Source organism: Dyella kyungheensis, from assembly GCF_016905005.1.
GTDB classification, from domain to species: domain Bacteria; phylum Pseudomonadota; class Gammaproteobacteria; order Xanthomonadales; family Rhodanobacteraceae; genus Dyella; species Dyella kyungheensis.
The window spans coordinates 141,813-167,591 of the sequence record NZ_JADIKC010000006.1 but is presented as its reverse complement, the minus strand read 5'-3'; the positions used below and the strand labels follow the sequence as shown (position 1 = coordinate 167,591).

Sequence of the window (25,779 nt, the reverse complement as noted above, 5' to 3'; positions counted from 1 at the left end):
TTTGCAGCGATTACTGGTAGTTCAGCGCGTACTGGACGTTCGTGTTCACGGCACCGGCGGTGGCGTTGGCGCCGAAGGCGATGTAGCCGGCGTAGTAGGTGAACGACGGGTTGTTGGTGCCCGTGGTCGGCAGCAGGGCGGTGCCAGCGCCCTGGGCGCCGGAAGCGTTCTGCAGCGACAGCGCGCCGGCGATCGACTGCGTGGTCGAGAAGGCCACTTCCACGTTGCTGTTGCCGGCGCCCGTGGCGTTCTTCAGGTAGCCGCTGGTGGTGTCGATGCTGGTGCCCGTGAAGTACGGGAACACCTGGGTCTGGCCGGTGACGGCCGTGCAACCCGTCAGCGACATGGTGACCGGGGTCCAGCCAGCCGACACGCCCGAGAGCAGGGTGTTGGTGTCGTAGGTCGGCAGGGTGATCGTCGCGTTCTGCGAACCGTTGACGGCCACGTTACAGGTCGAGGAAACGACCTTGCCGTTGATGGTGATGGTGCCGTTGCTGGTGGTGGCGGCGTTGGCCGAGATTGCCACGAAGGAGGCGGCGAGCACGGCGGAGAGGAGAAGCTTCTTCATACCCATGTCCTTTGAACGTTTGGTGGGATACATCGTGTTGGACGCGCTTCCGGACCTTGGGCAGGTGCCCCCCGATTGCGCTTTCTTAGGCTTCCGGCCCGACCCCGGGAGGTCGTCTGCCAGTTCGCTTACGGCCGGTAAAGCAACCCCCGTGCCAAGCACGACGAGACGCTGGAAACCCCGCCAGCTGAAGAAAGTGAGAGGTAGTTGTTAAATGCAAGTGACGATTTTTGTAAGTCGAGCTGTGTCACAACGGACGCTGTGGGCAGCTCAATGTGCAAATTGGGTCACATTTTTGTCGATTGGGCGCTCAAGTTTTTGCCGGATCCGGCCGATATGGCCTTTAGGATGTAAAGCGTGCTTGACATGTTCCGGCGACAGGCCTAGCCTCATGTCAAGTCAACTTGACATGGGGTCGGGCATGGAGCGCGTGGCAGCGAAGGACGGTGCAGCGTGAGCGCATCGGGATGGTGGGAAGCCGCTAGCCGCAGGGTGCCTATCGCCGGCTGGCCCGCCTGGGCGCGCTGGCTGGCGGTCGCCTTGCTCTATCTATGGCTGTTTGCCGGTTTCTGGCTGATGTTCAAGGGCAGCCAGGGCATTCGACTGCTCGGCCTAGCGATGTTCGCGGCCGGACTGCCCCTGCTGGCGCATAGCGGCCGGATCCTGATGCGCGAGCGGAGCCGCCCCGCCGACCGCCGCTACGTGCGCCAGTTCATGCCGGCCATGCTGCTATACATAGTGGTCATGCTCTACGTGTGGCCGCTGCAGCAAGGCATGCCGCCGGGCTGGTTGAAGACCGCGACCGTGCTGTCGCCGGTGGTGCCGATCATCTGGGTGATCTGGGGTTCCATTTGCTACGTGCTGGCCAGCGATGAAATGCAGCGGCTGCAGCACCTCGTCGCGCTCGCCATCGGCGTGTCCGTGGTGTGTGTGGCAAGCCTCGCGCTGGGGTTTCTCGGCGCGGCCCGGATGATCGTGCTGAACGGCTCATTGGCGCTGATGATGGTGTACCCCGCCGTCTGCATCACCTACGGGGTTGCCCGCTGCGTTCTCGTCTGGCGTGCCCGCAGCGAATGATCAACCGCATCCGTGAACTGCGCGGCGAACGCGGCTGGTCGCAGGCCGACCTGGCCGAGCGCCTGGACGTCTCGCGCCAGACGGTGAACGCCATCGAGACCGGCAAGTACGATCCGAGCTTGCCGCTGGCGTTCAAGATCGCGCGGTTGTTCGGTCTTTCCATCGAATCGATCTTCGAACCGGAACCGCAGGCGGCAACGCCGATGGTTTCGCGACATCCAATGGAGTGAGGGGAAAACACCCATGGCAATCAAAGGCCGAACCGCCTTTCGCATCGGCATCGTGGTCATCGCGCTGTCCGTGCTGGGCTGGAAGCACTTTCATCCGCAGACCAATGCGGCGCCCGATGGCGCTCCAACGGCCAGCGCGCTGGCCCAGGCACCGTCCGCGCCAGTCAAGCCACAGACCTGGACACTGGGCTCGCTCACGCTGACGCCCTGCGAATTGGGTCAGCCCAACAGCGGGCTATCCACCGCCGCCTGGTGCGCGCCGTTCGAGGTGCCCGAGAATCGCGACGATCCGAACAGCCGCAAGATCCACCTCAAGCTCGCGGTGATCCGCAGCAGCGCGCAGGTCGCCAGCAAGGACATGCTGGTGATGCTGGCGGGCGGGCCGGGTCAGGCGGCGACCGAATCGTGGCCGGGCGTGTCGGGCGCGCTGTCACCGCTGGTCCAGCATCGCCACGTGGTGCTGCTCGACCAGCGCGGCACCGGCGGTTCCAACCCGCTCACCTGCAAGGACGAAGGCGAGGGCACCGAAGGCGGTTCCGAAGACATCGACCTCAGCGCCGAGAGCCAGAAGCGCGAGACCGAGCGTTGCCTCAAGCAGCTCGAGGGCAAGGCCGATCCGCGCTACTACACCACCACGATCGCCGCGCAGGATCTGGAAGACGTGCGCAAGGCGCTGGGTTCGCCCACTTTCGACCTGGTGGGCGTGTCCTACGGCACGCGCATGGCGCAGCAGTATGCGATGCGTTATCCCGCGGCCGTGCGCAGCCTGGTGCTGGATGGCGTGGTGCCGAACGAGCTGGTGCTGGGCCAGGACTTCGCGCCCGACCTGGAAGACGCGCTGAAGGCGCAGTTCGCGCAATGCGCGGCGGTAGAGGCGTGCCGCAAGCGCTACGGCGATCCGTATCAGACGCTCTATCAGTTGCGCGATGCGTTGCGCGCCAACCCGCACAAGGTGAGCTTCCGCGATCCGCAGAACTACCAGAGCGTGCAGCGCACGCTGAGCGAATACTCGCTGGCCAGCGTGGTGCGGATGTTCGCCTATTCGCCGCTCACCGCCGCGCTGCTGCCGCTGTCCATCGACGCGGCGGCGCACGGCGATGTCGGCCCGCTGCTGGGCCAGGCCAAGCTGCTTTCCGGCGACCTGTCCGACACCATGAACGGCGGCATGCAGTTGGCGGTGATCTGCAGCGAGGATGCCGACCTTCTGGTCCCGCGCGAAGAAGATGCGCACACCATTCTCGGTACGCGCATGGTCGACACGCTGCGCAATTCGTGCGCCGTGTGGCCCAAGGGCACGCGTCCGGCGGACTTTCATCAGCCGCTCAAAACCGACACGCCGGTGCTGCTGTTTTCCGGCCAGTTCGATCCGGTCACGCCGCCGCGCTACGGCGAGCAGGTGGCGAAGAACCTGCCCAATTCACGCCATCTCGTACTTACCGGCCAGGGCCACAACGTGATCAATGCCGGCTGTGCGCCGCAGCTGGTCAAGCACTTCATCGAAGATCTCAATCCCAAGGCGCTGGACGCTGCCTGTCTGGAGCGACTGCAGCCGACGCCGACGTTCATCGATTTCAACGGAGCGACGCCATGATCGAGGTAAGGGATTTGCACAAAGCGTTCGGCACCGTGAAGGCGGTGGACGGCGTCAGCTTCAAGGCACGCGATGGCGAGATCACCGGCCTGCTCGGTCCCAACGGCGCCGGCAAGACGACCACGCTGCGCATGCTCTACACCCTGATGACGCCCGACCGCGGCCAGGTGCTGGTGGACGGCATCGATGCCGCCCAGGACGCGCTGGCCGTGCGCCGCGAGCTGGGCGTGCTGCCCGATGCGCGCGGCCTCTACAAGCGCCTCACCGCGCGCGAGAACATCGACTACTTCGCGCGCCTGCACGGCTTGCCCGAGGAACTGCTCGACAGTCGCCGCGAGGCCCTGGTGAAGGCGCTGGACATGGCCGACATCGCCGATCGCCGCACCGAGGGCTTTTCGCAGGGACAACGCGTGAAGACCGCGATTGCCCGCGCGCTCATCCACGATCCGCGCAACGTCATTCTCGACGAGCCCACCAACGGCCTCGACGTGATGGCCACGCGCGGGCTGCGCCAGTTCATGCAGCACCTGAAAAGCGAGGGACGCTGCGTGCTGTTCTCCAGCCACATCATGCAGGAGGTGGGAGCGCTGTGCGATCGCATCGTGGTGATCGCCAACGGACGCGTGGTGGCCGACGAGACGCCGGCTGCGCTGCGCGAACAAACCGGTGAGGCCAACCTCGAGGACGCCTTCGTGAAGATCATCGGCAGCGAAGAGGGTCTCGCCGCATGAACATGAAAACCACCACGCCCATCATGCGCACCCGTGCCTTCGTCACGGTCTTCATGAAAGAGGTGCGCGAGAACCTGCGCGACCGGCGCACCATCACCAGCGCCTTCCTCACCGGCCCGCTGCTGGGGCCGATCATCATGGTGATGCTGCTCAACATCACCCTCAACCGCCAGCTGGACAAGGCCGAGAAGCCGCTGCCGGTGCCGGTGAGCGGCGCCGAATACGCGCCGAACCTGATCAACGCGCTGAAAGCCGAAGGCATCGTGCCGAAGCCGGCCATCGCCAATCCCGAGCTGGCCGTGCGCAAGCAGGATGCCGACGTGGTGCTGCGCATCTCGCCCGACTACGCCACCGCCTGGCGCAAGGGCGAAGCGGTGCAGGTGGAGTTGATCTACGACTCCTCGCAGCGCGATGCCAATGCTTCGGTGGATCGCCTGTCGAGCGTGGTCGAGACCTATGCGCGCCAGCAAGGTGCGATGCGCCTGGTGTCGCGCGGCCTGTCGCCCAGCACTGCATGGCCGGTGGTGGCCGCCAAGCGCGACCAGGCCACGGCGCAGGCGCGTGCGGCGTTGGTCTTCTCGATCCTGCCGTATTTCTTCGTGCTCACGGTGTTCATGGGCGGCATGTATCTGGCGATCGACCTCACTGCCGGCGAGCGCGAGCGCCAGTCGCTGGAACCGTTGTTCGCCAACCCGGTGCCGCGCTGGAAAATCCTCGCCGGCAAGCTCGGCGCGATCTGCACGTTCTCGGCGGCGAGCCTGCTGATCAGCCTGGTCGCCTTCGGCGTGGTGGGGCGTTTCGTACCCACCGAAAAGCTCGGCATGGAACTCAACCTCGGCCTGGGCTTCAGTGGCCAGGTGCTGCTGTTGATGCTGCCGCTGATCGTGCTGTTGGCAGCCCTGCAGTCGATGGTGGCCGCGTTCGCCAAGAGCTATCGCGAAGCGCAGATGTACGTGTCGCTGCTGATGTTCGTACCGATCCTGCCGAGCATCCTGCTCTCGACCATGCCGATCAAGGCACAAGGATGGATGTACGCCGTGCCGTTGCTGGGCCAGCACCTGGGCATCATGCAGCTGCTGCGCGGCGATGGCGTAACGCCTGAGCAGCTCGGCTTGTGCCTGATCGGCAGCCTGGCTGCGTCCGTGCTCGGCGTGCTGGTGACGGCGCGCCTGTATCGGTCCGAGCGGTTGGCGATTTCGGGGTGAGATCGCTGGCAGGGTTGCCTCAGTTCTGATAATTACGTCATTCCGGCCTGCGCCGGAATGACGGCCAGGAGAGGCATCGCCGAGCAAGTCTCGCGCTACCATCGGCTTTTCCTCCCACCGGGACACCCCATGCGCCGCCACCTGCTTGCCCTCAGTCTCATCGCCGTCCTGGCCGGCTGCAGCTCGCACGACGACAATGCACCCGCTGCCGCCGCGTCCGCACCGTCGCCCGCCAGCAGTGCGACGGCGGTGCCGCCGCCGTCCACCGATGCCGACATCGCCGCGCAGCGCATGGCCAACTACGCCTCGGTGAAGCTCACCGCCGATCTCTCCCAGTTCGACGACAAGCAGAAGCAGATGATCGCGCTGCTGATCGAGGCGGCCGATGTCACCAACGACATCTACTGGAAACAGTCGTGGGGCGACAAGGCCGCGCTGATGGCGCGCATTCCCGACGAGGTGACGCGCCATTTTGCCGAGATCAACTACGGTCCGTGGGATCGCCTGGACAACGACCAGTCGTTCGTTGCCGGGGTCGGGCCGCGTCCCCTGGGCGCGCAGTTCTATCCGGCCGACATGACCAAGGCCGAATTCGACCAGGCCGATCTCAAGGACAAGACCGGCCTGTACACGCTGCTGCGCCGCGATGCGCAGAACAAGTTGGTGACGGTGCCCTACCACGTGGCCTACAAGGCCGACCTGGAACGCGCGGCCGGGCTGTTGCGCCAGGCCGCCGATCTGTCGGCCGACAAGGAATTCGCGAGCTACTTGAAGAAGCGCGCCGATGCCCTGTTGAGCGACGACTATCGCCCCAGCGATTTCGCCTGGATGTCGATGAAGAACAATCCTGTCGACATCGTGATCGGTCCGATCGAAACCTATGAAGACCAGTTGTTCGGCTACAAGGCCAGCTACGAGAGCTACGTGCTGGTGAAGGATCAGGCGTGGAGCGCCAAGCTCGCGCGCTTCGCCAAATACCTGCCCGAACTGCAGCGCGAGCTGCCGGTGGACGACAGGTACAAGGCCGAGAAGCCCGGTGCCGACGCCGATCTCAACGCGTATTTCGCCGTGTACTACGCGGGCGATGCGAATGTCGGCGCCAAGACCATCGCCATCAATCTTCCCAACGACGAGGAAGTGCAGCTGAAGAAAGGCACCCGCCGCCTGCAGCTGGAAAACGTGATGCAGGCGAAGTTCGACAAGATCATGCTGCCGATTGCCAAGGAGCTGATCGTCGACGACCAGCAGTCGCACCTTACCTTCGATGCGTTCTTCGAGAACACCATGTTCCACGAAGTGGCGCACGGCCTGGGCATCAAGAACACGCTCAACGGCAAGGGCATGGTGCGCACCGCGCTGAAGGATCAGGCGTCGAGCTTCGAGGAAGGCAAGGCGGATATCCTCGGCCTGTACATGGTGAGCAAGCTGGCCGACAAGGGCGAGCTGGACAAGGCCAAGCTGATGGACAACTACGTCACCTTCCTTGCCGGCATCCTGCGCTCGGTGCGCTTCGGCGCCAGCGACGCGCACGCCAAGGCGAACATGGTGCGCTTCAACTTCTTCCAGCAGCAGGGCGCCTTCACCCGCGACGCCGCCAGCGGTCGCTATCGCGTCGACTTCGACAAGATGACCGCCGCGATGAACGCGCTTTCGGCCAAGCTGCTCGCCATCCAGGGCGATGGCGACTACGACGCGGCCAGGAAACTCACCGAAACCATGGGCAATGTCGACGCGACCCTGGCAGGTGACCTGAAGCGCCTGGACCAGGCGAAGATCCCGGTGGATGTCACCTTCGAGCAGGGCCTGGAAACGCTCGGCTTGTCCAAGCCGTAACGCGTCGATGCGGCGCATGAAGAAAACTTCATGCGCCGCCGATTGATCCTGCGCGGTGCTGGTCGTAAAAAAGAGCGACTAACCACTCGCGCAGGGATCATTGCCATGACGATGTGCAAGAGTCTGGTGTTGGGTTTGGCCGCAACCGCGTCGATCTGCACTGCCGGTGCAGCCTTGGCGGATAGCAACAAGGACGCGCAGGCCGCCCAGCGTGAGGCCTATGTGAAGTCGGCGGGCCAGAAGGTCACCGGCGTTCCCGAATCGGCCCGGATCACCAGCGTGGATCCGCTCGGCGATCACCGCGTGGCCTTCTATACCGTCGACGGTTCCCACAAAGACGTGTGGCTGGTCACCATCGACGCGGCATGCGACCAGCCGGTGCTGGCGGACGATCACATCGTCTCGCTCGAATCGGGTGTCGCGCGTGCATGCCAGTCCGTAGCGATCCAGTCGGTCGACAAGCGCGAGCTGGGTTCGCGCCTGCACACTGTGCCGCGTGATCGGTTGGCCTCCCCAGCAGATGCGAATCTGCACACCACCGACCTGCGCTACGAAACCGTATTCCGCACCCAGGCGATGACCGACAGCGGCCGGACGAAGTAGCCCCCCCTGCAAACAACCATTGTAGGAGCGCACCCTGTGCGCGACACAACAGAGCCGAGGTTGACCAATTCACCTTGGCGCCAGAGAGTTGCCGCCCTACGCTCAGCCCACTATGTCGCTGATGACGGGACGCCTGCCGCGATGCGACGTTCCCGTCATGAATGGAACTGCCGGTCATCGTGCGCTGCGTGCGGGACGTGCATCCGTCCCTGGTTGCGCCTATCTATTGACCACAGTCACCGCATATCGGCGCCCTTTATTCAAGGATCACCATCTCGCACGCAGCGTGTGCCGATGCATCCATGAGGCAAAGCATTGGGGTGACGCGTCGCTGTTATGTTGGGTCCTGATGCCAGATCATTGGCATGGTCTCGTCACTCTGGGCCATCGAGATTCACTCTCTACCGTGATGAACCGGTTCAAGGCGGCGACAGCCAAACAGATTCGTTGCATCCATCCCCAAGTTGTCTGGGGAACGGGTTTTCACGACCGCGCGTTGCGCCGGGAGGACGATGTCCGGAGTGTGGCTCGTTACATCGTCGCCAATCCACTGCGCGCGGGATTGGTAGAAGCAGTGCTTGACTACCCGTACTGGAACTGCGTCTGGCTTTGACTGTAGAAGTGCGCCCTGTGCGCGACGGGTGCGTCCAGGTCTCGGCGCAGGATAGGTTTGTCGCGCACAGGGTGCGCTCCTACAGAAGACGCTTCATTTGGGCGCCAGATCCCGCATCTTCATCTTCAGTTCGCGTCCATCCGCCAAGGTCAACGTCAGCGGCGTGCCCTCCGGCAGATGCATGCTCAGTTCGCGCAGTCCGCCGAAGCTCAGGTCGGTTGAGGGTTTTCCATTGGCCGCCATGATGGCGTCGCCCTGTTTCAGTCCGGCTTGTTGGGCGGGACTGCCGGGCATCACGTTGATGACCTTGAAGCGGTCCGGTTGCTCCTTGCTCTTTTCGGCGCGGAAGCCGGCCATGCCGTAGTGCCACACCGGTGCGGGGTTGCGCGGCATCAACACCATTTGCTGGCGGCGGTAGTCGAAGTGCACGTTGAAGCGGGCGAGCACGTCCTGGCCGATATTGCCCGCCTCGCTCGGATTGCCGGTGGCGCCGGCGTCGGTGCGGGTGAGCATGGCGGTCAGGTTGTCCAGGCGCTGCGTGCCCAGGATGAGTTCCTTCGCGTGGGCGACATGGGCGGTGAACAGGCCGCCGACGCCGCCGGTGGGAATCGGCAGGCCTGCTTCATAGCGCGCTGCAATGCCGTTGCGTGCGGCCCATTGGGGGAACATGAGCAGGTAGCCGGCGTTGCCGGTGTCGATGCCGAACATGCCGGTACGGCCGTCCAATTGCGCCTGCACCAGCGGCATGTCGTCGGTGAAGCGCAACGCTACCGCGTCGCCCTTCATCGCCGGCGGCACCTCGCCCATGTCATAGGGCTTCAGATGCAATTGCTGGTGGTCGTTGTCGAAGGTGATGGCGAAACGCTCGAACATCTCCAGGCCGAGGATGCCGGCAATCGGCGTCTGCTTGCCTCGTTCGTAGAAGCTGAAGGGATAGGGCAGCACGGAATAGGTGAGGTCACGCACGTGCGCGTTGCCCAGGGCGGTGTCGTGCACCTTGGTGTAGGAGGTGCTCATGGTGCCGGAGCCCGAGCCGCCGCTCACGCCTTGCCCCTGGGTCTGGTAACCCATCTGCTTCGCCGCATCGGTGGTGAGGATCGCGTGGCCGCCCGTATCGAGGATGAAGGGCATCGGCGGACGTCCATCGATGCTCACATCGACCAGCACGATGCCGCCCTCGATGTGCATCGGTGTCACAGCGTCACGCGCGCCGTTGGCCATGCTCACGTCGCGCACCTTGCCGTCGGGGCGTTGCAGCTCGGCCTTGGGCACGCTGCTCAGCAGCTGGTAACGCTCGACCACATCGTCGCTCTCGCCGTCGGCATTGCCGGCAAGGTTGGCGCGCGAACTGTTGATGCGAAACGGCAGCTGCAGTCCGTCCACGGCACGGTAGTCGCCATAGCGTTCGGTGGCGACCAGGAACGAGGTGGCATAGATCGCGCGATCCAGCCGATGCGTACCCGGGTCGATCCACAGCGTGACCAGTCGTCCGCCCGCGGGCGTGGCTTCCACGCGCTGGTAGGTATGGCCGTTGTCCTGCGCATCGGGCAGCCGGCGATAGGCCACCGCCGACTGCGCATCGAGAAAGCCGAAGCGGCGCAGCCAGCTCTCGGTGACGGCCACCGTGCGTGCTTCGTCCGAATCCAGCGGATGGATCAGGCCGGTCGCGTCCTCGCGCCACTGCCCCCGAGCGTCGATGCCCCCGGCGCTGCCGAAAACTTCGTTGCGCGCGCGCGTGGCGTACTGGCCGGTGCGCAGGTCCACGGTGGCCTGCCAGGGCCCGGTAAGTCCGTCGCTGGTCTCCTTGCCAGTGGCCTGCAGCGCGGCGACCTCGTTCCAGCGAGCGGCGCCATAGGCCTGGCGCATGCTGTCCAGCAGCGTGGCGCTGTCATCGGCGGAGGCGGCCAGGGCCTGGCTCAGCGCGCCGGCGAGCAACAGGCCAAGCAGGGGGCGGACAGGATGCAACATGGGGACACTCCTTGGTCGGGTGCGTCCATGGTCGATCCGGCCGCGCGTCCGGTCTAGCACGCGCGTGGCATATCAGCACGCGCGTTGCAGTCGATGCCGATAGTCACGGGGCGTCTCTCCCGTGATGCGCCGGAACACGCGGGCGAAATGGCTCTGGTCGTTGAAGCCGGCCATCGCGGCCACATCGGCGATGGAGCGGTGGGGTTCGGCCAGCGCCTTACGCGCCAGCGCGATGCGCAAACCGCGCTGGTATTCGCCCACCGAGGCGCCCTTGGCGCGCTGGAAACTGCGCGCGAGATGCGAAGGATGCACGCCCGCCAGCGCGGCCAGTTCCTGCAGCGAGGGCGTGGCCAGCGGATCGTCGTGCAGTCGGTCGAGCACCTGCTGCAACCACGCCGGCCGTCGCTCGTCGTCGGCGCGACAGGCCTGCGCGACCAGTTCCAGCACCGCCGATTGCAGGGCCAGCGCCGCGGCATCGTCGGTGGCGCGCAGTTCGCGGGCGATGCGGGCGAGCAGGCGGTCGGCGTCGGCCAGGCGCAACTGGCGATGTTCGCCGAGCAGGCGCGAGACCCCTTCGCCGACCATGTCGGTAAAAAAGATGCTGATGCAGCGCGCGCCGTCCGGCCCGAACCGGTTGGCGTGCCGATGGCCTTGCGGATGCGTCAGCAACAAACCCGGCTGGCATTGAATCTCGGCGCCGCCCGATTGCTGCGTATAGCTACCCGCCGCCACCAGGCAGAGATAGGCGTCGTCGTGTTCGTGCAGCGGCAGCGCGCCGTCGCCTGCATACGGCGTCGCGGAAATCTGCAGGCCGCCCAGTTGCCGCAATTGCTCGGGCTGGCCGTAGTTGGTGCGTTGAAAATGCTGCATGGCTGACAGTCTAGGCCGCCGCCACCGCCGGGCATGTGCCGTCGGTCAGGCCCGGGCGCCACGATTCAGGCATGCGTGGCCTCGATATGGGCAGACGCCCAGGCAGCGACGGCATCGGGATGTTCCAGGTGCAGATGATGGCCGCCGTCCAGGGGCGTCACCGCGATGTCGTCCACGCAGGCAGCGCGTGCCTGCATGAGAGGACCGGGCAGGTAGGGCGTATCGGGCCGGGCGAGCAGCAGGGCGGTGGGCGAGGCGATGCCGCGCAGGATCGCGCGCACCTGTGCTTCCGCCAGGCGGATCGACGAGGGGCGATTGACCCGCGCATCGCTGCGCCAATACCAGCCATGCTCGCTCTTGCGCAGGCCGCGCTCCACGATGGAACGAGCCTGCTCGGCGGGCAGCCCGCTGGCCATGGTGCGCGCGCTGATCGCCATGTCGATCGACGCAAACGCGCGCAGCGAGCGGCCGGTGGCCTCGCTCGCCATCGCATCGCGGAATTGCTGCAGGGTGCGTTGACCGTCGTCGGCGATGGGGCCGAGGCCCTCGATCAACAGCAGGCGATCGATGCGTTCGGGCTTGGCGGCCGCCACCATGGGCGCGATGCCCGCACCCAGCGAGTGGCCGATCAGGTGAAAACGCGTGAGGCCCAGTGCATCGATCGCGCCCAACACCGTGCGCACGTAATCGACGAAGTGATAGTGCATGCCTGGAGGCAGATGATCGGAATGGCCGTGGCCAGGCAGCTCGAGCGCGATCACCTGCCAGCGTTCGGCCAGCAGCGGCGCGAGGCGGGCGTAGCTACCCGCGTTGTCGAGCCAGCCATGCAGGGCGAGCAGCGGTGGCGCCTGTTCGTCGCCCCACACCTGCGCGCTGAGGCGCAGATGCGGCAGTCGCACGTCGCGCTCGACCGGCGCGCTCACGGCGTGCTGTCGCCGCGCGGCGCGAAGTTCTTCCAGCCGCCGCCGTGGCGCATCACCAGCGCGGCCAGGCTGTCGACCTGATCGGGCGTGTCGTTGAGCGCGGGAATGTAGCGCAGCTCGCTGCCGCCGGCCTCGCGGAAGAAGTCGTTGTTCTGCATGGCGATCTCTTCGAGAGTTTCCAGGCAATCCACCGCAAAGCCGGGGCAGGCCACATCGAGCGTCTTCACGCCGCTGGCGGCCAGTTCGCGCACGGTGGCATCGGTATACGGATGCAGCCACGATTCGCGGCCCACGCGCGACTGGAAGCTCACCAGCATCTGCGATTCGTCCAGCGCCAGCCGCTGGCGCAGCGCGCCCGCGGTGGCCTGGCATTGGTCGAAATACGGATCGCCTTCGCGCACGTAGCGTTCGGGAATGCCGTGGAAGGACAACAGCAGCCGCTCGCCGCGGCCGCGCGTGGCCCAGTGCTGCTCGATGCTGCGGGCGAGCGCGTCGATGTGCGCGGGATCGTCGTGATAGTCGTTGATCAGGCGCAGCTCCGGCGGCCAGCGCAGCGACTGCATGGCCTCGGCCACGGCGTCGAGCACCGAGCCGGTGGATGTGGCGGAATATTGGGGATACAGCGGCAGTACTAGTAGGCGACGCACGCCTTCGCGTTGCAGCCGCTCGATCTGCGACGGCACCGAGGGCTGGCCATAGCGCATCGCCAACACCACCCGCACCGGCTCCCTGCATGCCTGCGACAGCTTTTCCTGCAATCGCACCGCCAGCGCCTCGCTACCCACGCGCAGCGGCGAGCCTTTGGGCGTCCAGATGCGCTGGTAGGCATGCGCCGAGCGGGCAGGGCGCACGCGCAGGATCACCCCGTGCAGGATCAACCACCACAGCCAGCGCGGGTAATCGATCACGCGTCGGTCGCCCAGGAACTGGGCCAGGTACGGGCGCACCGCCTTGGCCGTGGGCGCCTCCGGTGTGCCGAGGTTCACCAACAGCACTGCAGCCTGAACGGGAAGCTCTCGGGAAGTACCGGCAACGCCGGTATAGTCATCGCTGCGTGGCATCGTGGCTCTGGCGGATAAAACCGCCGCAAGTCTGCCACAAGCCGTCGAGGCTGCCGTGGCGAGGATCGCCGCAGGCCGCCCTGCCGAAGAATTCCAGCTGAAGGAGTCGTCCATGTTCAAAACATCGCTGCACCGTCTGTTGCTCGCCTCCCTGGTCCTGCTGCTGCCGGCAATGGCCGCGCACGCCGAAGACCCGCCGCTGGTGCGCGCCCAGAACGCCGTGCGCGTGTTGAACGAGATCATGGAGGCGCCGGACAAGTCGATCCCGACCGACCTGCTCAAGCAGGCCAAGGCGATCGCGGTGATCCCGGACCTGCTCAAGGTCGGCTTCGTCTTCGGCGGCCGCCGCGGCGAGGGCCTGATCTCGGTGAAGGGTCCGGACGGTACCTGGTCCAACCCCAGCTTCATCAGCATGACTGGCGGCAGCATCGGCTTCCAGGCCGGCGCCTCGTCCACCGACGTGATCCTGGTGTTCCGCACCCAGCGCGGCGTAGATAGCATCGTCAACGGCAAATTCACGCTCGGCGCGGACGCGGCCGCAGCCGCCGGCCCGGTGGGCCGCACCGCCCAGGCCTCCACCGACAGCGACTTCAAGGCCGAGATCTACTCCTATTCCCGCTCCCGCGGCCTGTTTGCGGGCGTGGCCCTGGACGGTTCCGCCCTGCGCATCGACTACGACGCCAACGAGGCCATCTACGGCAAGGGCATCACCCCGCGCCGGATCTTCGAGGGCGGCGTGGGCAACGTGCCGTCGCAGGTGGTCGATTTCAGGGATCGCCTTGAGGAGTACACTCAGCGATGATGTGGAGCGGCGGCGCGACGGCGTGACGGTTTCGTTCCGCCGCTACCATTTCCGAGGCCTGATTCAATGAGCATCACCCATCTACTTATCCTGCTGGTCGTTGTCGTGCTGATCTTCGGCACCAAGAAGCTGCGCAATATCGGAGGCGACCTGGGTGGCGCCGTCCGCGACTTCAAGAAAGGTCTGGACGGCGGCGAAGAAGCCCCCAAGCCGACCGATCCGAACGCGAGCCTGCGCGCCGATCCGCCGCCCGCCGGCCCCACGCAGACCCAGAACCAGCACGACACCACCGAACCGAAGTAAGGTCACGGCAGCGTCATGATCGAGATCAGCTTCGGCAAGCTGGTATTGCTCGCGCTTGTCGCGCTGATCGTGCTCGGCCCGGAAAAGCTGCCGCACGCCGCGCGTACGGCCGGCGTGTTCATGCGCCGCGTGCGCACCGGCTGGGACAGCGTGCGCGCCGAAGTGGAGCGCGAGCTGCAGGTGGAAGAGATCCGCCGCCAGGCACGCGAGGCCGCCTCCAGGGCCGAAGCCGCCCAGGCCGAGCTGGACGAAACGCTGCGCAAGATGCGTCCGCAGGGCGGCGCGCCGTCGAACCCGCCGGCACCCGCGCCGGCGGCGCCGGAGCCGGCGACCGAGGCCGTTGCCGCCACCGTTGAAACCAAGGACGTTCCGCATGGCAACGCCTGAGCTGGAAGGCCCGGGGGCCGAAGAGCTGGAACAGGGCCTGTTCTCGCATCTGATGGAGCTGCGTACGCGTCTGCTGCGCGCCATCGTCACCGTGCTGGTGGTGCTGGGCGCGCTCATTCCGTTCGCCAACCGCCTCTACACCGAACTGGCGGCACCGCTGGTGTCGCGGCTGCCGCAGGGCGCGCACCTGATCGCCACCGAAGTGGCCAGCCCGTTCGTGACGCCGCTGAAGCTCGCGTTCTATGCGGCGCTGTTCATCAGCATGCCGATGATCGTCTACCAGCTGTGGGCGTTCGTGAGTCCCGGCCTGTACCGCAACGAGAAGCGCCTCGCGCGTCCGTTGCTGGTGGCGGCGTTGTTCCTGTTCTACCTCGGCTGTGCGTTCGCTTATTTCCTGGTGCTGCCGGCCGCCTTCCGATTCCTCACGGCGGTGACGCCGCAGGGCGTGGAGATGATGACCGACATCACGCATTACCTCGATTTCGTGATGCTGATGTTCTTCGCCTTCGGCCTGTGTTTCGAGGTGCCGGTGGCAGTGGTGATCCTCGCGGCCATCGGCGTGGTGAGCCTGGACCAGTTGCGCAGCAGCCGGCGCTATGCCGTCGTCGGTGCGTTCGCCATCGCCGCCTTCATCACGCCGCCTGACATCACCTCGATGATCATGCTGGCCGTGCCGATGTGCCTGCTGTACGAGCTGGGCATCCTGGCCGTGCGATGGCTGTTGCATCCGAAGGACGCGACGGCATGAGCGACCCGGCTGCCCGCATCGAGGAACTGAAGACCTCGCTGCAACTGCAGCCGCATGTCGAGGGTGGCCACTACCGTCGCTTTCATCCGTCCAAGGGCACGGATAACGGCGGCGTCCGCCAGGCGATGAGCGCGATCCACTACCTGCTCGAAGCCGGCCAGTGCAGCAGCTGGCATCGCGTGGACGCAGAAGAAGCCTGGCATTTCGTGGAAGGCGAGCCGCTGGAACTGCTGATCTACGACGCCGACCACAAGAGCCTGAGGCGCCACTGCCTGGGGCCGTTGGCCGCCGACGTGGATGCCATGGTGATCGTGCCGGCCCGCGCCTGGCAGGCGGCGCGGCCGCTGGGCCGTTACGCGCTGGTGACCTGCATGGTGGCGCCGGCATTCACCTATGACGGCTTCGAGATGCTCGAAGAAGACGCGCCCCTGGCCAGGCACCTCGCGGGCCTCGCGCCGGAGATTCCGGCGCCCTGAGCGCTTGGCCCCTTTGGGCGAGGGCTGCCAGAAGAGCGAGTTTTCAGAACGTACTGATGGTCTGCGTCGATGGGCCGCCCGATGATTGGGGACTTTTCCCATCAGGACGGCAGTTTCAACATGGATGCCCAGGTTTACAGCAAGTACCCGGTGAAGTGGCAAGAGCGTTTTGCGTTCCTGGATGCCCATGGCGCTCCCGGCACGTCGACCTACAAGGAAGCCTTCAAGGCGCTCCCCTTCATGCAGCGCATCAAGATCGGCAGCAGCATCCTGGCGTTCTTGTTTGGCCCGATCTACTTCTTCATTCTCGGCTTGTGGCGCAAGGCGCTGGTGGGGCTCGCGCTCACGGTTGCAAGCTTCGTCATCGCCTTCATCCTCTACGCCGTGTTGGGTCCGGAGAATCGAAGCGCCGACTTCATCAGCCGCATGCTGGGACTGGCGGTGACGCTGATCTACGCCGGCACCGCCAACTACGCCTACTACCTGAAAGAAGTGAAGGGCCAGGACAGCTGGAACTTCTTCGAGGGGCTGCGGATGTGAAGTCTCGTACGAGCAGAGGACGCAACGCCGCGCACGTCGCGACACGAAATACGATGCACCAACTTCGCCCTCTGCCCGCAGGGTAGAGGGCGAAGTGAGTTCTTGACGCCAAAGAAAAAGCCGCCCAAAAGGCGGCTTTTTTCCCGGACATCCGAGTCACTGCTTAAGCAGCGGATGGTACCTCTCAGTGCTTGCTAGGCGCCGCCGGCACCGGCGCCACCGCCGGCGAGCGATTCAACGCCAGCCCCTTCAACACATTCAACGCCTGCGACAACGCATAGTCCTGCGTCGCCAGCTTGGCGTTTTCCGCGCTGCCGTCGTTGTCGATGTCCTTGCCCAGCTTGGTGTCCTCATTGGCAAGGTGGTTCGGCAGATCCGCTTCCGAACTCACCAGCACCGCCGCGCTGTCGGCCTTGTTGACGGCGAGGTCCGCCAGCGCGATGTCCGGCTTGATGCCCTCGGCCTGGATCGAGGTGCCGTTGGGCGTGTAGTAGCGCGCCGTGGTGATCTTCACCGCGTGGTCGTTGTCCAGCGGCAGCACCGTTTGCACCACGCCCTTGCCGAACGTGCGGCGGCCGACGATCAGCGCACGGCGGTTGTCCTTCAGCGCGCCAGCGACGATTTCCGCCGCCGAGGCCGTGCCGTTGTCCACCAGCACCACCATCGGCGCGCCGTTGAGCAGATCGCCGGAGTGCGCCTCGAAGCTGAGGTTGGAATCCTGCAGGCGCCCGCGCGTGGTGACGATGGTGCCGGAGTTGAGGAAATCGTCGCTCACGCCCACCGCGGCGGTGAGCAGGCCGCCCGGGTTGGAACGCAGGTCCAGGATGGCGCCCTTCTGCGGGCCGTTCTTGCGGATCAGTTCGCCCAGCTTCTTTTCCAGGTCCGGCGCGGTGTCGTCCTGAAACTGGCTGAGGCGGATATAGGCGTAGCCCGGTTCGATCTCGCGCGTCTTCACGCTGGTGACCGAAATCTTCTCGCGCACCAGCGGCATGTCGATCGGCTTGTCGCTCTTCTCGTGCAGGATGGTCAGCGTGACCTTGCTGCCGGCATCGCCGCGCAGGGCCTTGAACATGTCGTCGATGTTCTCCGGGTCCACCACCTTGCCGTCGATCTTCACGATGGTGTCGCCCGGCTTGATGCCGGCGCGCGAGGCAGGCGTGTCGTCGATCGGCGCGATGATGCGCAGCGTGCCGTCCACCTGCAGCACTTCGATGCCCAGGCCGCCGTACTGGCCGGTGGTGTCCTCGTTGAGTTCGGCCAGGCCGTCCTTGTCGAGGTATTCGCTATGCGGATCCAGGCCGCTGAGCATGCCGCTGATGGCGGCCTTCATGATGGTCTTGTTGTCCACCGGCTCCACATAGGCCTGGCGGACGATCTCGTAGACGCGGCTGAAGTTGCGCACATCGTCCAGGTCCACGCGGTCGGGCACGGAGGAGGCCGCGGCAGGTGCGCTGTCGGCCGGCTTCTTGGCGGCGCTCTGCGCGGGCGCGGTCTGCGCCTGCGCCAGCGGTGCCGCCAGCAGCAGGACGGCCAGGCTCAAAGTGGAAAACCGCATGGATGGGGAACTCCGGTGTAGCGGTGGGGGCGTGCCCGGCGGCGGGCTGCGTTGCCGCTTTGACCGCCGGATGTCGCCAAAATTCAACACAATACGTAGGTTAGCCTGCGACGCTGCGTAGGTGGCGTCAATCGGATCAACCTTTCTTGCCCAGCCAGGTACGCGGGTCCACCGGCTGGTTGTTCTGGCGCAGCTCGAAGTACACGCCGGTATTGACGCCGGTGGGCGCGCTGGCCGTGCCCACGGCCTCGCCAGCCGTGATCTGGTCGCCCACGCCGTGCAGGACCGTCTCGTTGTTGCCGTACATGCTCATCCAGCCACCGCCGTGGCTCACGATGACCAGCATGCCGTAGCCGCGCAGGAAGGCCGCATAGACCACCCGTCCCGGCGCCACCGCGCGCACTTCGCTGCCGCCCGGCGCCTTGATCAGCACGCCGCTGCCGTAGCTGTTGACCACGCCGGCGGCCGGCCAGGGCAGGTTGCCGCGGATGTTGGCCAGGCCCTTGCCTGCCGGCGGGGCGACCTTGCCTTCGCTGGCCTTGGCGGCGCGCTCGGCTTCGCGGGCGGCTTCGTCGATGGCTTTCTGCAGCGTGGCCACCAGCGAGTTCAGCGAGGCTTCGTTCTGCTTGAGGGCAGCCAGCTTGCCGGCCTGGTCCTTGTACTGGGCGTCGGTGTCGGCCACCAGCCGGGCCTGGCTGGCGCGCTGCTGTTCCAGCGCCTTGGCCTGGTTCGCGCGCTCGGCGCGGGCCGCCTGCAAGGCCTGCTGCTGGGCGGTGATCTGGGTTTCCAAGTCCTGCAGCTTGGCCAGGTCGCCCATCAGCTGCTGTACGCGGGCCACCCGGTCTTCCTGGAAATACTTCGAATAGGCCAGCGCCTGGGCGATGCGGGCCACGTCGTCGTCGCCCATCAGCAGGCGCAGGTCCGAGCCCTGGCCCAGCGCATAGGTGGCGCGCAGCAGGTCGGCGATGGCGGCGCGCTGGCCTTCCAGGTTCTTCTGCAGTTCGGCGCGCTGGGCCTGCAGGTCGGCCAGCTCCTTCTGCTTGGCCGAAAGCTGGCTGTCGGTCTCGCGCACGGCCTTGGCCGCGCTGGCCACCGCATTGGCCTGCTTGGTCAGCTCGGCGGTGGCGCTGTCGCGCTTGGCGGCCGTCTCGGCCTGCTCCTTGGCCAGCGCCTCCATCTTGCTGCGCACGTCCGAGAGCTTTTTCTGCGCCTCGGCCTGCTCGGCCTTGGTCTTGCTGTCCTGCAGCGCCCAGGCCGGCTGGGCCGCGATGGCGAGGGCGAGCGCGCCGGTCAGGGCGCAGGCAACGGGGCGGGCACGACGGAGTGGTATGGGCATCGGCCAATTATCACAGAGCGCGGTGATGGCGCGCGAGCGGGTCTGCGTCGCCCGTTCAATCCGGTCATGTGCTCTTCATCGCAGCGGTCGTGCGATCACTGGTATGCCCGTGACAACGCCCTTCTGTGGGAGCGCACTTGTTCGTGACAAGCGCATCGGTGCACCGAGTCGCGCACAAGTGCGCTCCCACAAGAATCTTCTGCGTGCAAAACGCTTCCATCTGAAACTTTCATTTGGACGTAAAGATGTCTTTGACGCGACGCACCAATATGTGTTTTAGTCGAACCACACTATGGACGCGTGGCAGCGGTGCTTGTTGGCACCGTTGGGACGACGCGTCCGCAACCATCGGCCGGGGAGGCAAGATGGCGCAGGCAGGTCCAGCGACGCTTTACGACGCTGCGTTCGAGCACGACAGCTGCGGTTTCGGTCTGGTCGCACAGATCGACGGGCGCGCGAGCGCATGGGTAGTGGACACCGCATTCGCAGCGTTGGCCAAACTTTCCCATCGTGGCGGCGTGAATGCCGACGGCGTCAGCGGCGACGGCTGCGGCGTGCTGTTCCATCGTCCGCGGGTCTGGCTGAAAGCACTCGCTGAAGAAGCAAGCATCACCGTGGGCGAGCGTTTTGCCGCTGGCGTGGTGTTTCTCGATCCGCACGGCGATGACGCCGCGGCATCGACCTTCGAAGACCATCTGCGCGAAGAAGAACTGCGCGTCGCCGGCTGGCGCGATGTCGCCGTGAATGCCGAGGCCTGTGGTCCGCTCGCCGCGGCGGCCAGGCCGCGCGTGCGCCAGGTATTCGTGGAACCCGCGGCATCGATGGACGATGGCGCGTTCGAGCGCGCACTGTTTCGCGCGCGTCGTCGCGCCGAAACGGCGCTGGTAGCCGACGAGCATTTCTATGTGGTCACGCTGTCCGCGCAAGTGGTCGGCTACAAGGCGATGGCGGCGCCCGGCCGCCTGCGCGAGGTGTTCGCCGATCTCACGCATCCGGCATTGAGCGCCGATGCGGTGGTGTTCCATCAACGTTTTTCGACCAATACCACGCCGCAGTGGCGGCTGGCCCAGCCGTTCCGCCTGCTGGCGCACAACGGCGAGATCAACACCATTCGCGCCAATCGCCGCTGGATGCAGTCGCGCGAATCGATCCTGCATTCACCGTTGCTCGATCTTTCCGACATCGGTCCGCTGGTACGCCAGACGGGTTCGGATTCCGAAAGCCTCGACAACGCGCTGGAAGTCCTGATCGCCGGCGGTCTCGATCTGCTGGCGGCGATGCGCGTGCTGGTGCCGCCGGCTTTCGCCGCGCGCGAGGGCATCGACGAAGACCTAGCGGCGTTCTACGAGTATTACGCGCTGCACAGCGAACCCTGGGACGGTCCGGCCGGCCTGGTGATGTGCGATGGCCGCTATGCCGCCTGCACGCTCGACCGCAACGGCCTGCGTCCCGCACGCTGGGCGCTCTCGGCCGACAACCATCTGATCGTCGCTTCCGAAGCGGGATTGTGGGATGTGCCGTCGTCGCAGGTCATCGCCAAGGGCCGGCTGGCACCGGGCGAAATGATCGCCGTGGATCTGCAGCAGCACCGTCTGTTGCGCGATGCCGACATCGACGACATCAACCGCAAGCGCGCGCCGTTCCGCGACTGGCTGCGCGCCGGCGTGAGTTACCTGGAATCGGATCTGATCGATCCGTCGCTGGCCGCCGAGCCGCTGCCGGCGGACGAACTGCACCGCTACCAGAAGCTGTACGGGCTCTCGCGCGAAGAACGCGAGACCGTGCTCAAGGCGATCGTGGAACTGGAACAGGAAGCGACCGGATCGATGGGCGACGACACGCCCATCGCGGCCATGTCGCGCCAGGTGCGCCCGTTGTTCGACCGCTTCCGCCAGGGCTTCGCGCAGGTGACCAACCCGCCGATCGATCCGTTACGCGAGAAGCTGGTGATGTCGCTGGTGACCCAGATCGGTCCCGAAAGCAACGTGTTCGATCTCACGCCGGAAAACGCGAAGCAGATCCTGATCAACTCGCCGGTGCTCTCCCAGCGCAAGTTGCGCCAGCTGCTCGGCTTGCCGCAGTTCGTCGGCACGCCGCGCTTCGACCTGATGTATGCGCCTGACGAAGGCCTCGAAGCGGCGCTGCGCCGTCTCTGCAGCGACGTGGAAAAAGCGGTGCGCGAAGGCTGCCAGCTGGTCTTCCTCAGCGACCGCTATCCGCACAAGGACCTGCTGCCGATCCACTCGCTGCTGGCGGTGGGCGCGGTGCATGCGCACCTGATCGACAAGGCCTTGCGCTGCCAGTGCAACATCCTGGTGGAGACCGCCACGCCGCGCGATCCCCATCAGTTCGCCTGCCTGCTCGGCTTCGGCGCCACCGCGATCTATCCCTGGCTGGCCTATCAGAGCCTGTTCGAGCTGGGGCGCGAAGGCCATATCGCCAGCGATCGTTTCGAGATCGGACGCAGCTACCGGCGCGGCATCCGCAAAGGCCTGCTGAAGATCCTGTCCAAGATGGGCATCTCCACCGTGGCGGGTTATCGCGGTGCGCAGCTGTTCGAGATCGTGGGATTGGCGCCCAGCGTGGTGGAGCTGTGCTTCCCGGGCACGCCGTCGCGCATCGGCGGCGCGGCGTTCGCCGAACTCGAGCATGACCAGCAGCTGCTGGCGGCGGAAGCGTGGAGCGATGCGTTGCCGCTGCGCGCGGGCGGTCTGTACAAGTTCGTCTACGGCGGCGAATACCACATGTACAACCCGGACGTGATCGGCACGCTGCAGAAAGCCGTGCGCACGGGTAACCCCGGCGACTACCGCGCCTACGCGAATGCCGTCGACCACCGTCCGCCGTCGGCGCTGCGCGATCTGCTGGCGCCGCGTTCGCTGGGCGATGCCATTCCCATCGAGCAGGTGGAGTCGGCGCAGGACATCCTGCGTCGCTTCGATTCGGCCGGTATGTCGCTGGGCGCGTTGTCGCCCGAAGCGCACGAGGCGCTGGCGATCGCGATGAACCGGCTCGGCGCGCGCAGCAATTCCGGCGAAGGCGGTGAAGATCCCGCCCGCTATGGCACCGAGAAGATGTCGAAGATCAAGCAGGTCGCCTCCGGCCGCTTCGGCGTCACGCCGCACTACCTGGTCAACGCCGAAGTGCTGCAGATCAAGATCGCGCAGGGCGCCAAGCCCGGCGAAGGCGGCCAGCTGCCAGGCCACAAAGTGGACAGCACGATCGCGCGACTGCGCTACGCCAAGCCCGGCATCGGCCTGATCTCCCCGCCGCCTCACCATGACATCTATTCCATCGAAGACCTGGCCGAGTTGATCCACGACCTCAAGGAAGTGAATCCCGACGCGCTGGTTTCCGTGAAGCTGGTCAGTCACGCGGGCGTGGGCACGGTGGCGGCCGGCGTGGTGAAGGCGGGCGCGGATCTGATCACCGTCAGCGGCCACGACGGCGGCACCGGCGCCAGTCCGCTTACTTCGATCAAGTACGCGGGCACGCCGTGGGAGCTGGGCCTGGCCGAAACGCAGCAGACGCTGCGTCGCAACGACCTGCGCGGCCGCGTGCGCCTGCAGACCGACGGCGGTTTGAAGACCGGCCTGGATGTGATCAAGGCAGCGATGCTGGGCGCCGAGAGCTTTGGCTTCGGCACCGGCCCGATGGTGGCGCTCGGCTGCAAGTACCTGCGCATCTGCCACCTCAACAATTGCGCCACCGGCGTGGCCACGCAGCATGCCGTGCTGCGCAAGGAGCACTTCATCGGCCTGCCCGAAATGGTGATGAACTATTTCGGTTTCCTCGCCGAGGATGTGCGTTCCCACCTGGCCATGCTCGGCGCGCGCAGCCTGGACGAGATCATCGGCCGGGCCGATCTGCTGGAACAGGTGCAGGGCACCACGCCAGTGCAGCACAAGCTGGATCTTGCGCCGCTGCTGGGATCCGGCGCGCTGGCCAACGATGTCGACTTCGCTTGCACGCTGCCGCGCAATCCGATGCGCGATGACGCTGCACTGGCGACGCGCATCGACGAAGCGACACGCGCTGCCGTCGCTGGCAAGACCGGTGGCGAATTCGCCTTCGAGATCGCCAATACCGACCGCGCCATCGGTGCGCGCCTCTCCGGTGAAGTGGCGCGTCGTCACGGCGACCACGGCATGGATGAACATCCCATCCTGCTCAGGCTCAGCGGTGCCGCTGGCCAGAGCCTTGGTGCGTGGAACGCGGGCGGTGTACACATCGACCTGGTCGGCGAGGCCAACGACGGGGTCGGCAAGGGCATGGCGGGTGGCCGCATCGTGGTGCGTCCGCCGGGCGATTCGCCGTTCGCCAGTCACGAGGCGTCGATCATCGGCAACACCTGTCTGTATGGCGCCACCGATGGTGAACTGTTTGCCGCGGGCCGCGCGGGCGAGCGTTTTGCCGTGCGCAACTCCGGTGCGCTGGCCGTGGTCGAGGGTGCCGGCGACCACTGCTGCGAATACATGACCGGCGGCGTCGTCGCCGTGCTCGGCAAGGTGGGCCTGAACTTCGGTGCCGGCATGACCGGTGGCTTCGCCTACGTGCTCGATATCGAACGCAGCTTCGTGGACTGCTACAACCACGAACTGGTGGACATCCTGCGCATCTCGCCCGAGGGCATGGAGCATTACATGCAGCATCTGCGCTCGCTGGTGGTGCGCCATGTGGAACTGACGGGCAGCGACTGGGGGCGCCGCATCCTCGCGGATTTCCGCGGCCTGCAATACAAGTTCTGGCTGGTGAAGCCGAAGGCCGCGAGTCTCTCCGCGCTGGCGGAAGAACTCAGGAGCGCCGCATGAGCGCAGACTCCAAGACCTTCCAGTTCCTCAACGTGCAGCGGCAGACGCCGCGCAACGTGCCCGTGTCGATCCGCGTGCTTGGCTATGGCGAGATCTCCGGCGATTTCGGCGCGCAGCAGGCAGGCACGCAGGCGGAGCGCTGCATCGATTGCGGCAATCCGTATTGCGAGCACGAGTGCCCCGTGCACAACTACATTCCGAACTGGCTGAAGCTGGTTCAGGACGGCCGCCTGATGGAAGCGGCCACCCTGATGCACGAAACCAATCCCTTGCCCGAGATCTGTGGGCGCGTCTGTCCGCAGGATCGACTGTGCGAAGGCGCGTGCACCTTGGAGCAGACCGCATTCGGTGCGGTGACCATCGGCAGCATCGAGCGCTGGGTGACCGACGAGGCCTTGCGCCTGGGCTGGAAGCCCGACCTTTCCGCCGTGCACGAGACGGGCAAGCGCGTGGCCATCATTGGTGCGGGCCCTGCCGGCCTGGCCTGTGCGGATCGGCTGCGCCGCGCGGGCATTGCCGCCGATGTCTATGACCGTCAAAGCGAGATCGGCGGCCTGCTCACCTTCGGCATTCCACCGTTCAAGCTCGACAAAGGCGTGGTGCGCACGCGCCGCCAGTTGCTGGAAGGCATGGGTGTGCGCTTCCTGCTCAATCGCGAGGTCGGTCGCGACATCGAATTCGGCCAGTTGCTGGACGAATACGATGCAGTGTTCGTGGGCACGGGTGCCTACACCTATGTCGATGCGCAGCTGCCGGGACGCGAGCTGCACGGCGTGCACGACGCGTTGCCGTTCCTCATCGCCAACACCGAGCGCCTGCTGCGCGATGCCGCCATCTCGCCGTCGTTCGATTTCCGCGGCAAACACGTGGTGGTGCTGGGCGGCGGCGACACCGGCATGGACTGCAACCGCACCGCCATCCGGCTCGGCGCCGCCAGTGTCACCTGCGTGTATCGCCGCGACGAGGCGAACATGCCGGGCTCGGCGCGCGAAGTGGGTTACAGCCGCGAAGAGGGGGTGAACTTCCTCTTTCAGCGGCAACCGCTGGAAATCCTCGGCGGCGCGCGCGGCAACGTGCGCGGCGTACGGGTGATGGAGACGGCGCTGGTCGACGACGGCACCGGACGCCTGCGTCCGCAGAACGTGCCCGGTACGGAATATGTGATCGATGCCGACGTGGTGATCCAGGCATTCGGCTTCCTGCCCAGTCCTCCGGATTGGCTGCGATCGCACGGCGTAGCCCTGGACAAGACGGGGCGAGTGATCACAGGTGCGAAAGGTGCGCTTCCGCTGCAGACCAGCCACGCGCAGATTTTTGCGGGAGGCGACAACGTGCGTGGTGCCGATCTGGTGGTGCGCGCCGTTTACGATGGACGCGAAGCGGCAGCCTCGATCGTGCGCATGTTGCAGGCGGTCGATGCGCCCGTTTTGGCGCACGCTTGACCGCGTAGCGAACCCTTGTGGGAGCGCACCCTGTGCGCGACGCCGTTTGCCCCGAGGTCCGGGCAGTCGCGCACAGGGTGCGCTCCCACAGTGCTAGACCGATGTA

Annotated in this window: 24 protein-coding genes; 17 read left to right on the top strand and 7 right to left on the bottom strand. The window is 65.9% G+C overall.

The genetic code is table 11. From position 1 onward, the window contains the following. Positions 1-10: 10 nt before the first annotated feature. Positions 11-568 carry a fimbrial protein gene (locus ISP20_RS14300; protein ID WP_204636785.1) on the bottom strand — a complete coding sequence of 186 codons (558 nt, stop codon included), beginning with the start codon at positions 566-568 and terminating at the stop codon, positions 11-13. Positions 569-1,021: 453 nt separating this feature from the next. On the opposite strand from ISP20_RS14300, the gene ISP20_RS14295 reads away from it, so the two are divergent. From ISP20_RS14295 to ISP20_RS14260, 8 genes are all read left to right on the top strand, one after another. Continuing rightward, positions 1,022-1,645: a hypothetical protein gene (locus ISP20_RS14295; RefSeq protein ID WP_204636783.1), complete on the top strand. Its 624-nt coding sequence runs from the start codon at positions 1,022-1,024 to the stop codon at positions 1,643-1,645. Next, positions 1,642-1,875 (top strand): helix-turn-helix transcriptional regulator, encoded by a 234-nt coding sequence (locus ISP20_RS14290; protein WP_204636782.1) that lies wholly within the window; start codon positions 1,642-1,644, stop codon positions 1,873-1,875. The genes ISP20_RS14295 and ISP20_RS14290 overlap by 4 nt, the downstream gene beginning before the upstream one ends. A 13-nt stretch (positions 1,876-1,888) precedes the next feature. Further along, positions 1,889-3,466, top strand: a complete 1,578-nt coding sequence (locus tag ISP20_RS14285; RefSeq protein ID WP_204636781.1) for an alpha/beta hydrolase — start codon at positions 1,889-1,891, stop codon at positions 3,464-3,466. Continuing rightward, on the top strand, positions 3,463-4,197 hold the full coding sequence (locus ISP20_RS14280) for an ABC transporter ATP-binding protein (protein WP_204636780.1): 735 nt from the start codon (positions 3,463-3,465) through the stop codon (positions 4,195-4,197). The genes ISP20_RS14285 and ISP20_RS14280 overlap by 4 nt, the downstream gene beginning before the upstream one ends. 2 nt (positions 4,198-4,199) lie before the next feature. After that, a complete protein-coding gene (locus tag ISP20_RS14275) occupies positions 4,200-5,402 on the top strand; it encodes an ABC transporter permease (protein ID WP_425490834.1) in 1,203 nt (400 codons plus the stop codon). 129 nt (positions 5,403-5,531) lie between these two features. After that, complete coding sequence (locus ISP20_RS14270) at positions 5,532-7,235, top strand: dipeptidyl-peptidase 3 family protein (protein WP_204636778.1); 1,704 nt, start codon at positions 5,532-5,534, stop codon at positions 7,233-7,235. Positions 7,236-7,265: 30 nt separating this feature from the next. Continuing rightward, positions 7,266-7,838: a DUF6491 family protein gene (locus tag ISP20_RS14265; RefSeq protein WP_204636777.1), complete on the top strand. Its 573-nt coding sequence runs from the start codon at positions 7,266-7,268 to the stop codon at positions 7,836-7,838. A 112-nt stretch (positions 7,839-7,950) separates the two neighbouring features. Further along, positions 7,951-8,451, top strand: coding sequence for an REP-associated tyrosine transposase (locus ISP20_RS14260; RefSeq protein ID WP_338031011.1), 501 nt, complete (start codon positions 7,951-7,953; stop codon positions 8,449-8,451). Between the two features lie 93 nt (positions 8,452-8,544). Here the strand turns inward: ISP20_RS14260 and ISP20_RS14255 are convergent, their stop codons facing one another. The 4 genes from ISP20_RS14255 to hemH all read right to left on the bottom strand — a co-directional run bounded on the left by ISP20_RS14255 (position 8,545) and on the right by hemH (position 13,273). After that, positions 8,545-10,419: an aspartyl protease family protein gene (locus tag ISP20_RS14255; protein ID WP_204636775.1), complete on the bottom strand. Its 1,875-nt coding sequence runs from the start codon at positions 10,417-10,419 to the stop codon at positions 8,545-8,547. A gap of 72 nt (positions 10,420-10,491) precedes the next feature. Further along, entirely contained in the window at positions 10,492-11,289 is a 798-nt protein-coding gene (locus tag ISP20_RS14250) for a helix-turn-helix transcriptional regulator (protein WP_204636774.1), read from the bottom strand. Positions 11,290-11,354: 65 nt separating this feature from the next. Continuing rightward, a complete protein-coding gene (locus ISP20_RS14245; RefSeq protein ID WP_204636773.1) occupies positions 11,355-12,212 on the bottom strand; it encodes an alpha/beta fold hydrolase in 858 nt (285 codons plus the stop codon). Further along, the gene (hemH, locus tag ISP20_RS14240; RefSeq protein WP_204636772.1) at positions 12,209-13,273 is read right to left on the bottom strand and encodes a ferrochelatase; all 1,065 of its coding nucleotides are present in this window, start codon (positions 13,271-13,273) and stop codon (positions 12,209-12,211) included. The genes ISP20_RS14245 and hemH overlap by 4 nt, the downstream gene beginning before the upstream one ends. Before the next feature lie 112 nt (positions 13,274-13,385). On the opposite strand from hemH, the gene ISP20_RS14235 reads away from it, so the two are divergent. From ISP20_RS14235 to ISP20_RS14210, 6 genes are all read left to right on the top strand, one after another. After that, positions 13,386-14,075 carry a lipid-binding SYLF domain-containing protein gene (locus ISP20_RS14235; protein WP_204636771.1) on the top strand — a complete coding sequence of 230 codons (690 nt, stop codon included), beginning with the start codon at positions 13,386-13,388 and terminating at the stop codon, positions 14,073-14,075. Positions 14,076-14,141: 66 nt separating this feature from the next. Beyond that, a complete protein-coding gene (gene tatA, locus ISP20_RS14230; RefSeq protein ID WP_204636770.1) occupies positions 14,142-14,378 on the top strand; it encodes a twin-arginine translocase TatA/TatE family subunit in 237 nt (78 codons plus the stop codon). A 15-nt stretch (positions 14,379-14,393) separates the two neighbouring features. Further along, complete coding sequence (gene tatB, locus ISP20_RS14225) at positions 14,394-14,765, top strand: Sec-independent protein translocase protein TatB (protein ID WP_204636769.1); 372 nt, start codon at positions 14,394-14,396, stop codon at positions 14,763-14,765. Beyond that, a complete protein-coding gene (gene tatC, locus ISP20_RS14220) occupies positions 14,752-15,513 on the top strand; it encodes a twin-arginine translocase subunit TatC (protein ID WP_204636768.1) in 762 nt (253 codons plus the stop codon). The genes tatB and tatC overlap by 14 nt, the downstream gene beginning before the upstream one ends. After that, positions 15,510-15,989, top strand: coding sequence for a cupin domain-containing protein (locus ISP20_RS14215; protein ID WP_204636767.1), 480 nt, complete (start codon positions 15,510-15,512; stop codon positions 15,987-15,989). Before tatC ends, ISP20_RS14215 begins: the two co-directional genes overlap by 4 nt. Before the next feature lie 120 nt (positions 15,990-16,109). Continuing rightward, positions 16,110-16,529, top strand: a complete 420-nt coding sequence (locus ISP20_RS14210) for a DUF2628 domain-containing protein (RefSeq protein WP_204636766.1) — start codon at positions 16,110-16,112, stop codon at positions 16,527-16,529. Between the two features lie 184 nt (positions 16,530-16,713). Here ISP20_RS14210 and ISP20_RS14205 read toward each other — a convergent pair whose 3' ends face one another. Continuing rightward, complete coding sequence (locus ISP20_RS14205) at positions 16,714-18,084, bottom strand: S41 family peptidase (RefSeq protein WP_204636765.1); 1,371 nt, start codon at positions 18,082-18,084, stop codon at positions 16,714-16,716. Between the two features lie 136 nt (positions 18,085-18,220). Next, on the bottom strand, positions 18,221-19,420 hold the full coding sequence (locus tag ISP20_RS14200) for a murein hydrolase activator EnvC family protein (protein WP_204636764.1): 1,200 nt from the start codon (positions 19,418-19,420) through the stop codon (positions 18,221-18,223). Between ISP20_RS14200 and ISP20_RS14195 the strand changes: the two genes are divergently transcribed. The 3 genes from ISP20_RS14195 (at position 19,413) to ISP20_RS14185 (ending at position 25,673) form a co-directional block, all read left to right on the top strand. Beyond that, positions 19,413-19,700 carry a hypothetical protein gene (locus ISP20_RS14195; RefSeq protein ID WP_204636763.1) on the top strand — a complete coding sequence of 96 codons (288 nt, stop codon included), beginning with the start codon at positions 19,413-19,415 and terminating at the stop codon, positions 19,698-19,700. The two genes, ISP20_RS14200 and ISP20_RS14195, sit on opposite strands and share 8 nt — an antisense overlap. A gap of 85 nt (positions 19,701-19,785) precedes the next feature. Next, a complete protein-coding gene (gltB, locus tag ISP20_RS14190; protein ID WP_204636762.1) occupies positions 19,786-24,231 on the top strand; it encodes a glutamate synthase large subunit in 4,446 nt (1,481 codons plus the stop codon). Next, a complete protein-coding gene (locus ISP20_RS14185) occupies positions 24,228-25,673 on the top strand; it encodes an FAD-dependent oxidoreductase (RefSeq protein ID WP_204636761.1) in 1,446 nt (481 codons plus the stop codon). Before gltB ends, ISP20_RS14185 begins: the two co-directional genes overlap by 4 nt. Positions 25,674-25,779 lie beyond the last annotated feature (106 nt).

Bases quoted from the DNA above. Each gene is read 5' to 3' on its own strand.
- ISP20_RS14300 (WP_204636785.1), bottom strand. From the start codon at position 568: ATGAAGAAGCTTCTCCTCTCCGCCGTGCTCGCCGCCTCCTTCGTGGCA.
- ISP20_RS14290 (WP_204636782.1), top strand. From the start codon at position 1,642: ATGATCAACCGCATCCGTGAACTGCGCGGCGAACGCGGCTGGTCGCAG.
- ISP20_RS14285 (WP_204636781.1), top strand. From the start codon at position 1,889: ATGGCAATCAAAGGCCGAACCGCCTTTCGCATCGGCATCGTGGTCATC.
- ISP20_RS14280 (WP_204636780.1), top strand. From the start codon at position 3,463: ATGATCGAGGTAAGGGATTTGCACAAAGCGTTCGGCACCGTGAAGGCG.
- ISP20_RS14275 (WP_425490834.1), top strand. From the start codon at position 4,200: ATGAAAACCACCACGCCCATCATGCGCACCCGTGCCTTCGTCACGGTC.
- ISP20_RS14270 (WP_204636778.1), top strand. From the start codon at position 5,532: ATGCGCCGCCACCTGCTTGCCCTCAGTCTCATCGCCGTCCTGGCCGGC.
- ISP20_RS14265 (WP_204636777.1), top strand. From the start codon at position 7,266: ATGCGCCGCCGATTGATCCTGCGCGGTGCTGGTCGTAAAAAAGAGCGA.
- ISP20_RS14260 (WP_338031011.1), top strand. From the start codon at position 7,951: ATGTCGCTGATGACGGGACGCCTGCCGCGATGCGACGTTCCCGTCATG.
- ISP20_RS14255 (WP_204636775.1), bottom strand. From the start codon at position 10,419: ATGTTGCATCCTGTCCGCCCCCTGCTTGGCCTGTTGCTCGCCGGCGCG.
- ISP20_RS14250 (WP_204636774.1), bottom strand. From the start codon at position 11,289: ATGCAGCATTTTCAACGCACCAACTACGGCCAGCCCGAGCAATTGCGG.
- hemH (WP_204636772.1), bottom strand. From the start codon at position 13,273: ATGCCACGCAGCGATGACTATACCGGCGTTGCCGGTACTTCCCGAGAG.
- ISP20_RS14235 (WP_204636771.1), top strand. From the start codon at position 13,386: ATGTTCAAAACATCGCTGCACCGTCTGTTGCTCGCCTCCCTGGTCCTG.
- tatA (WP_204636770.1), top strand. From the start codon at position 14,142: ATGAGCATCACCCATCTACTTATCCTGCTGGTCGTTGTCGTGCTGATC.
- tatB (WP_204636769.1), top strand. From the start codon at position 14,394: ATGATCGAGATCAGCTTCGGCAAGCTGGTATTGCTCGCGCTTGTCGCG.
- tatC (WP_204636768.1), top strand. From the start codon at position 14,752: ATGGCAACGCCTGAGCTGGAAGGCCCGGGGGCCGAAGAGCTGGAACAG.
- ISP20_RS14215 (WP_204636767.1), top strand. From the start codon at position 15,510: ATGAGCGACCCGGCTGCCCGCATCGAGGAACTGAAGACCTCGCTGCAA.
- ISP20_RS14210 (WP_204636766.1), top strand. From the start codon at position 16,110: ATGGATGCCCAGGTTTACAGCAAGTACCCGGTGAAGTGGCAAGAGCGT.
- ISP20_RS14205 (WP_204636765.1), bottom strand. From the start codon at position 18,084: ATGCGGTTTTCCACTTTGAGCCTGGCCGTCCTGCTGCTGGCGGCACCG.
- ISP20_RS14195 (WP_204636763.1), top strand. From the start codon at position 19,413: ATGGGCATCGGCCAATTATCACAGAGCGCGGTGATGGCGCGCGAGCGG.
- ISP20_RS14200 (WP_204636764.1), bottom strand. From the start codon at position 19,420: ATGCCCATACCACTCCGTCGTGCCCGCCCCGTTGCCTGCGCCCTGACC.
- gltB (WP_204636762.1), top strand. From the start codon at position 19,786: ATGGCGCAGGCAGGTCCAGCGACGCTTTACGACGCTGCGTTCGAGCAC.
- ISP20_RS14185 (WP_204636761.1), top strand. From the start codon at position 24,228: ATGAGCGCAGACTCCAAGACCTTCCAGTTCCTCAACGTGCAGCGGCAG.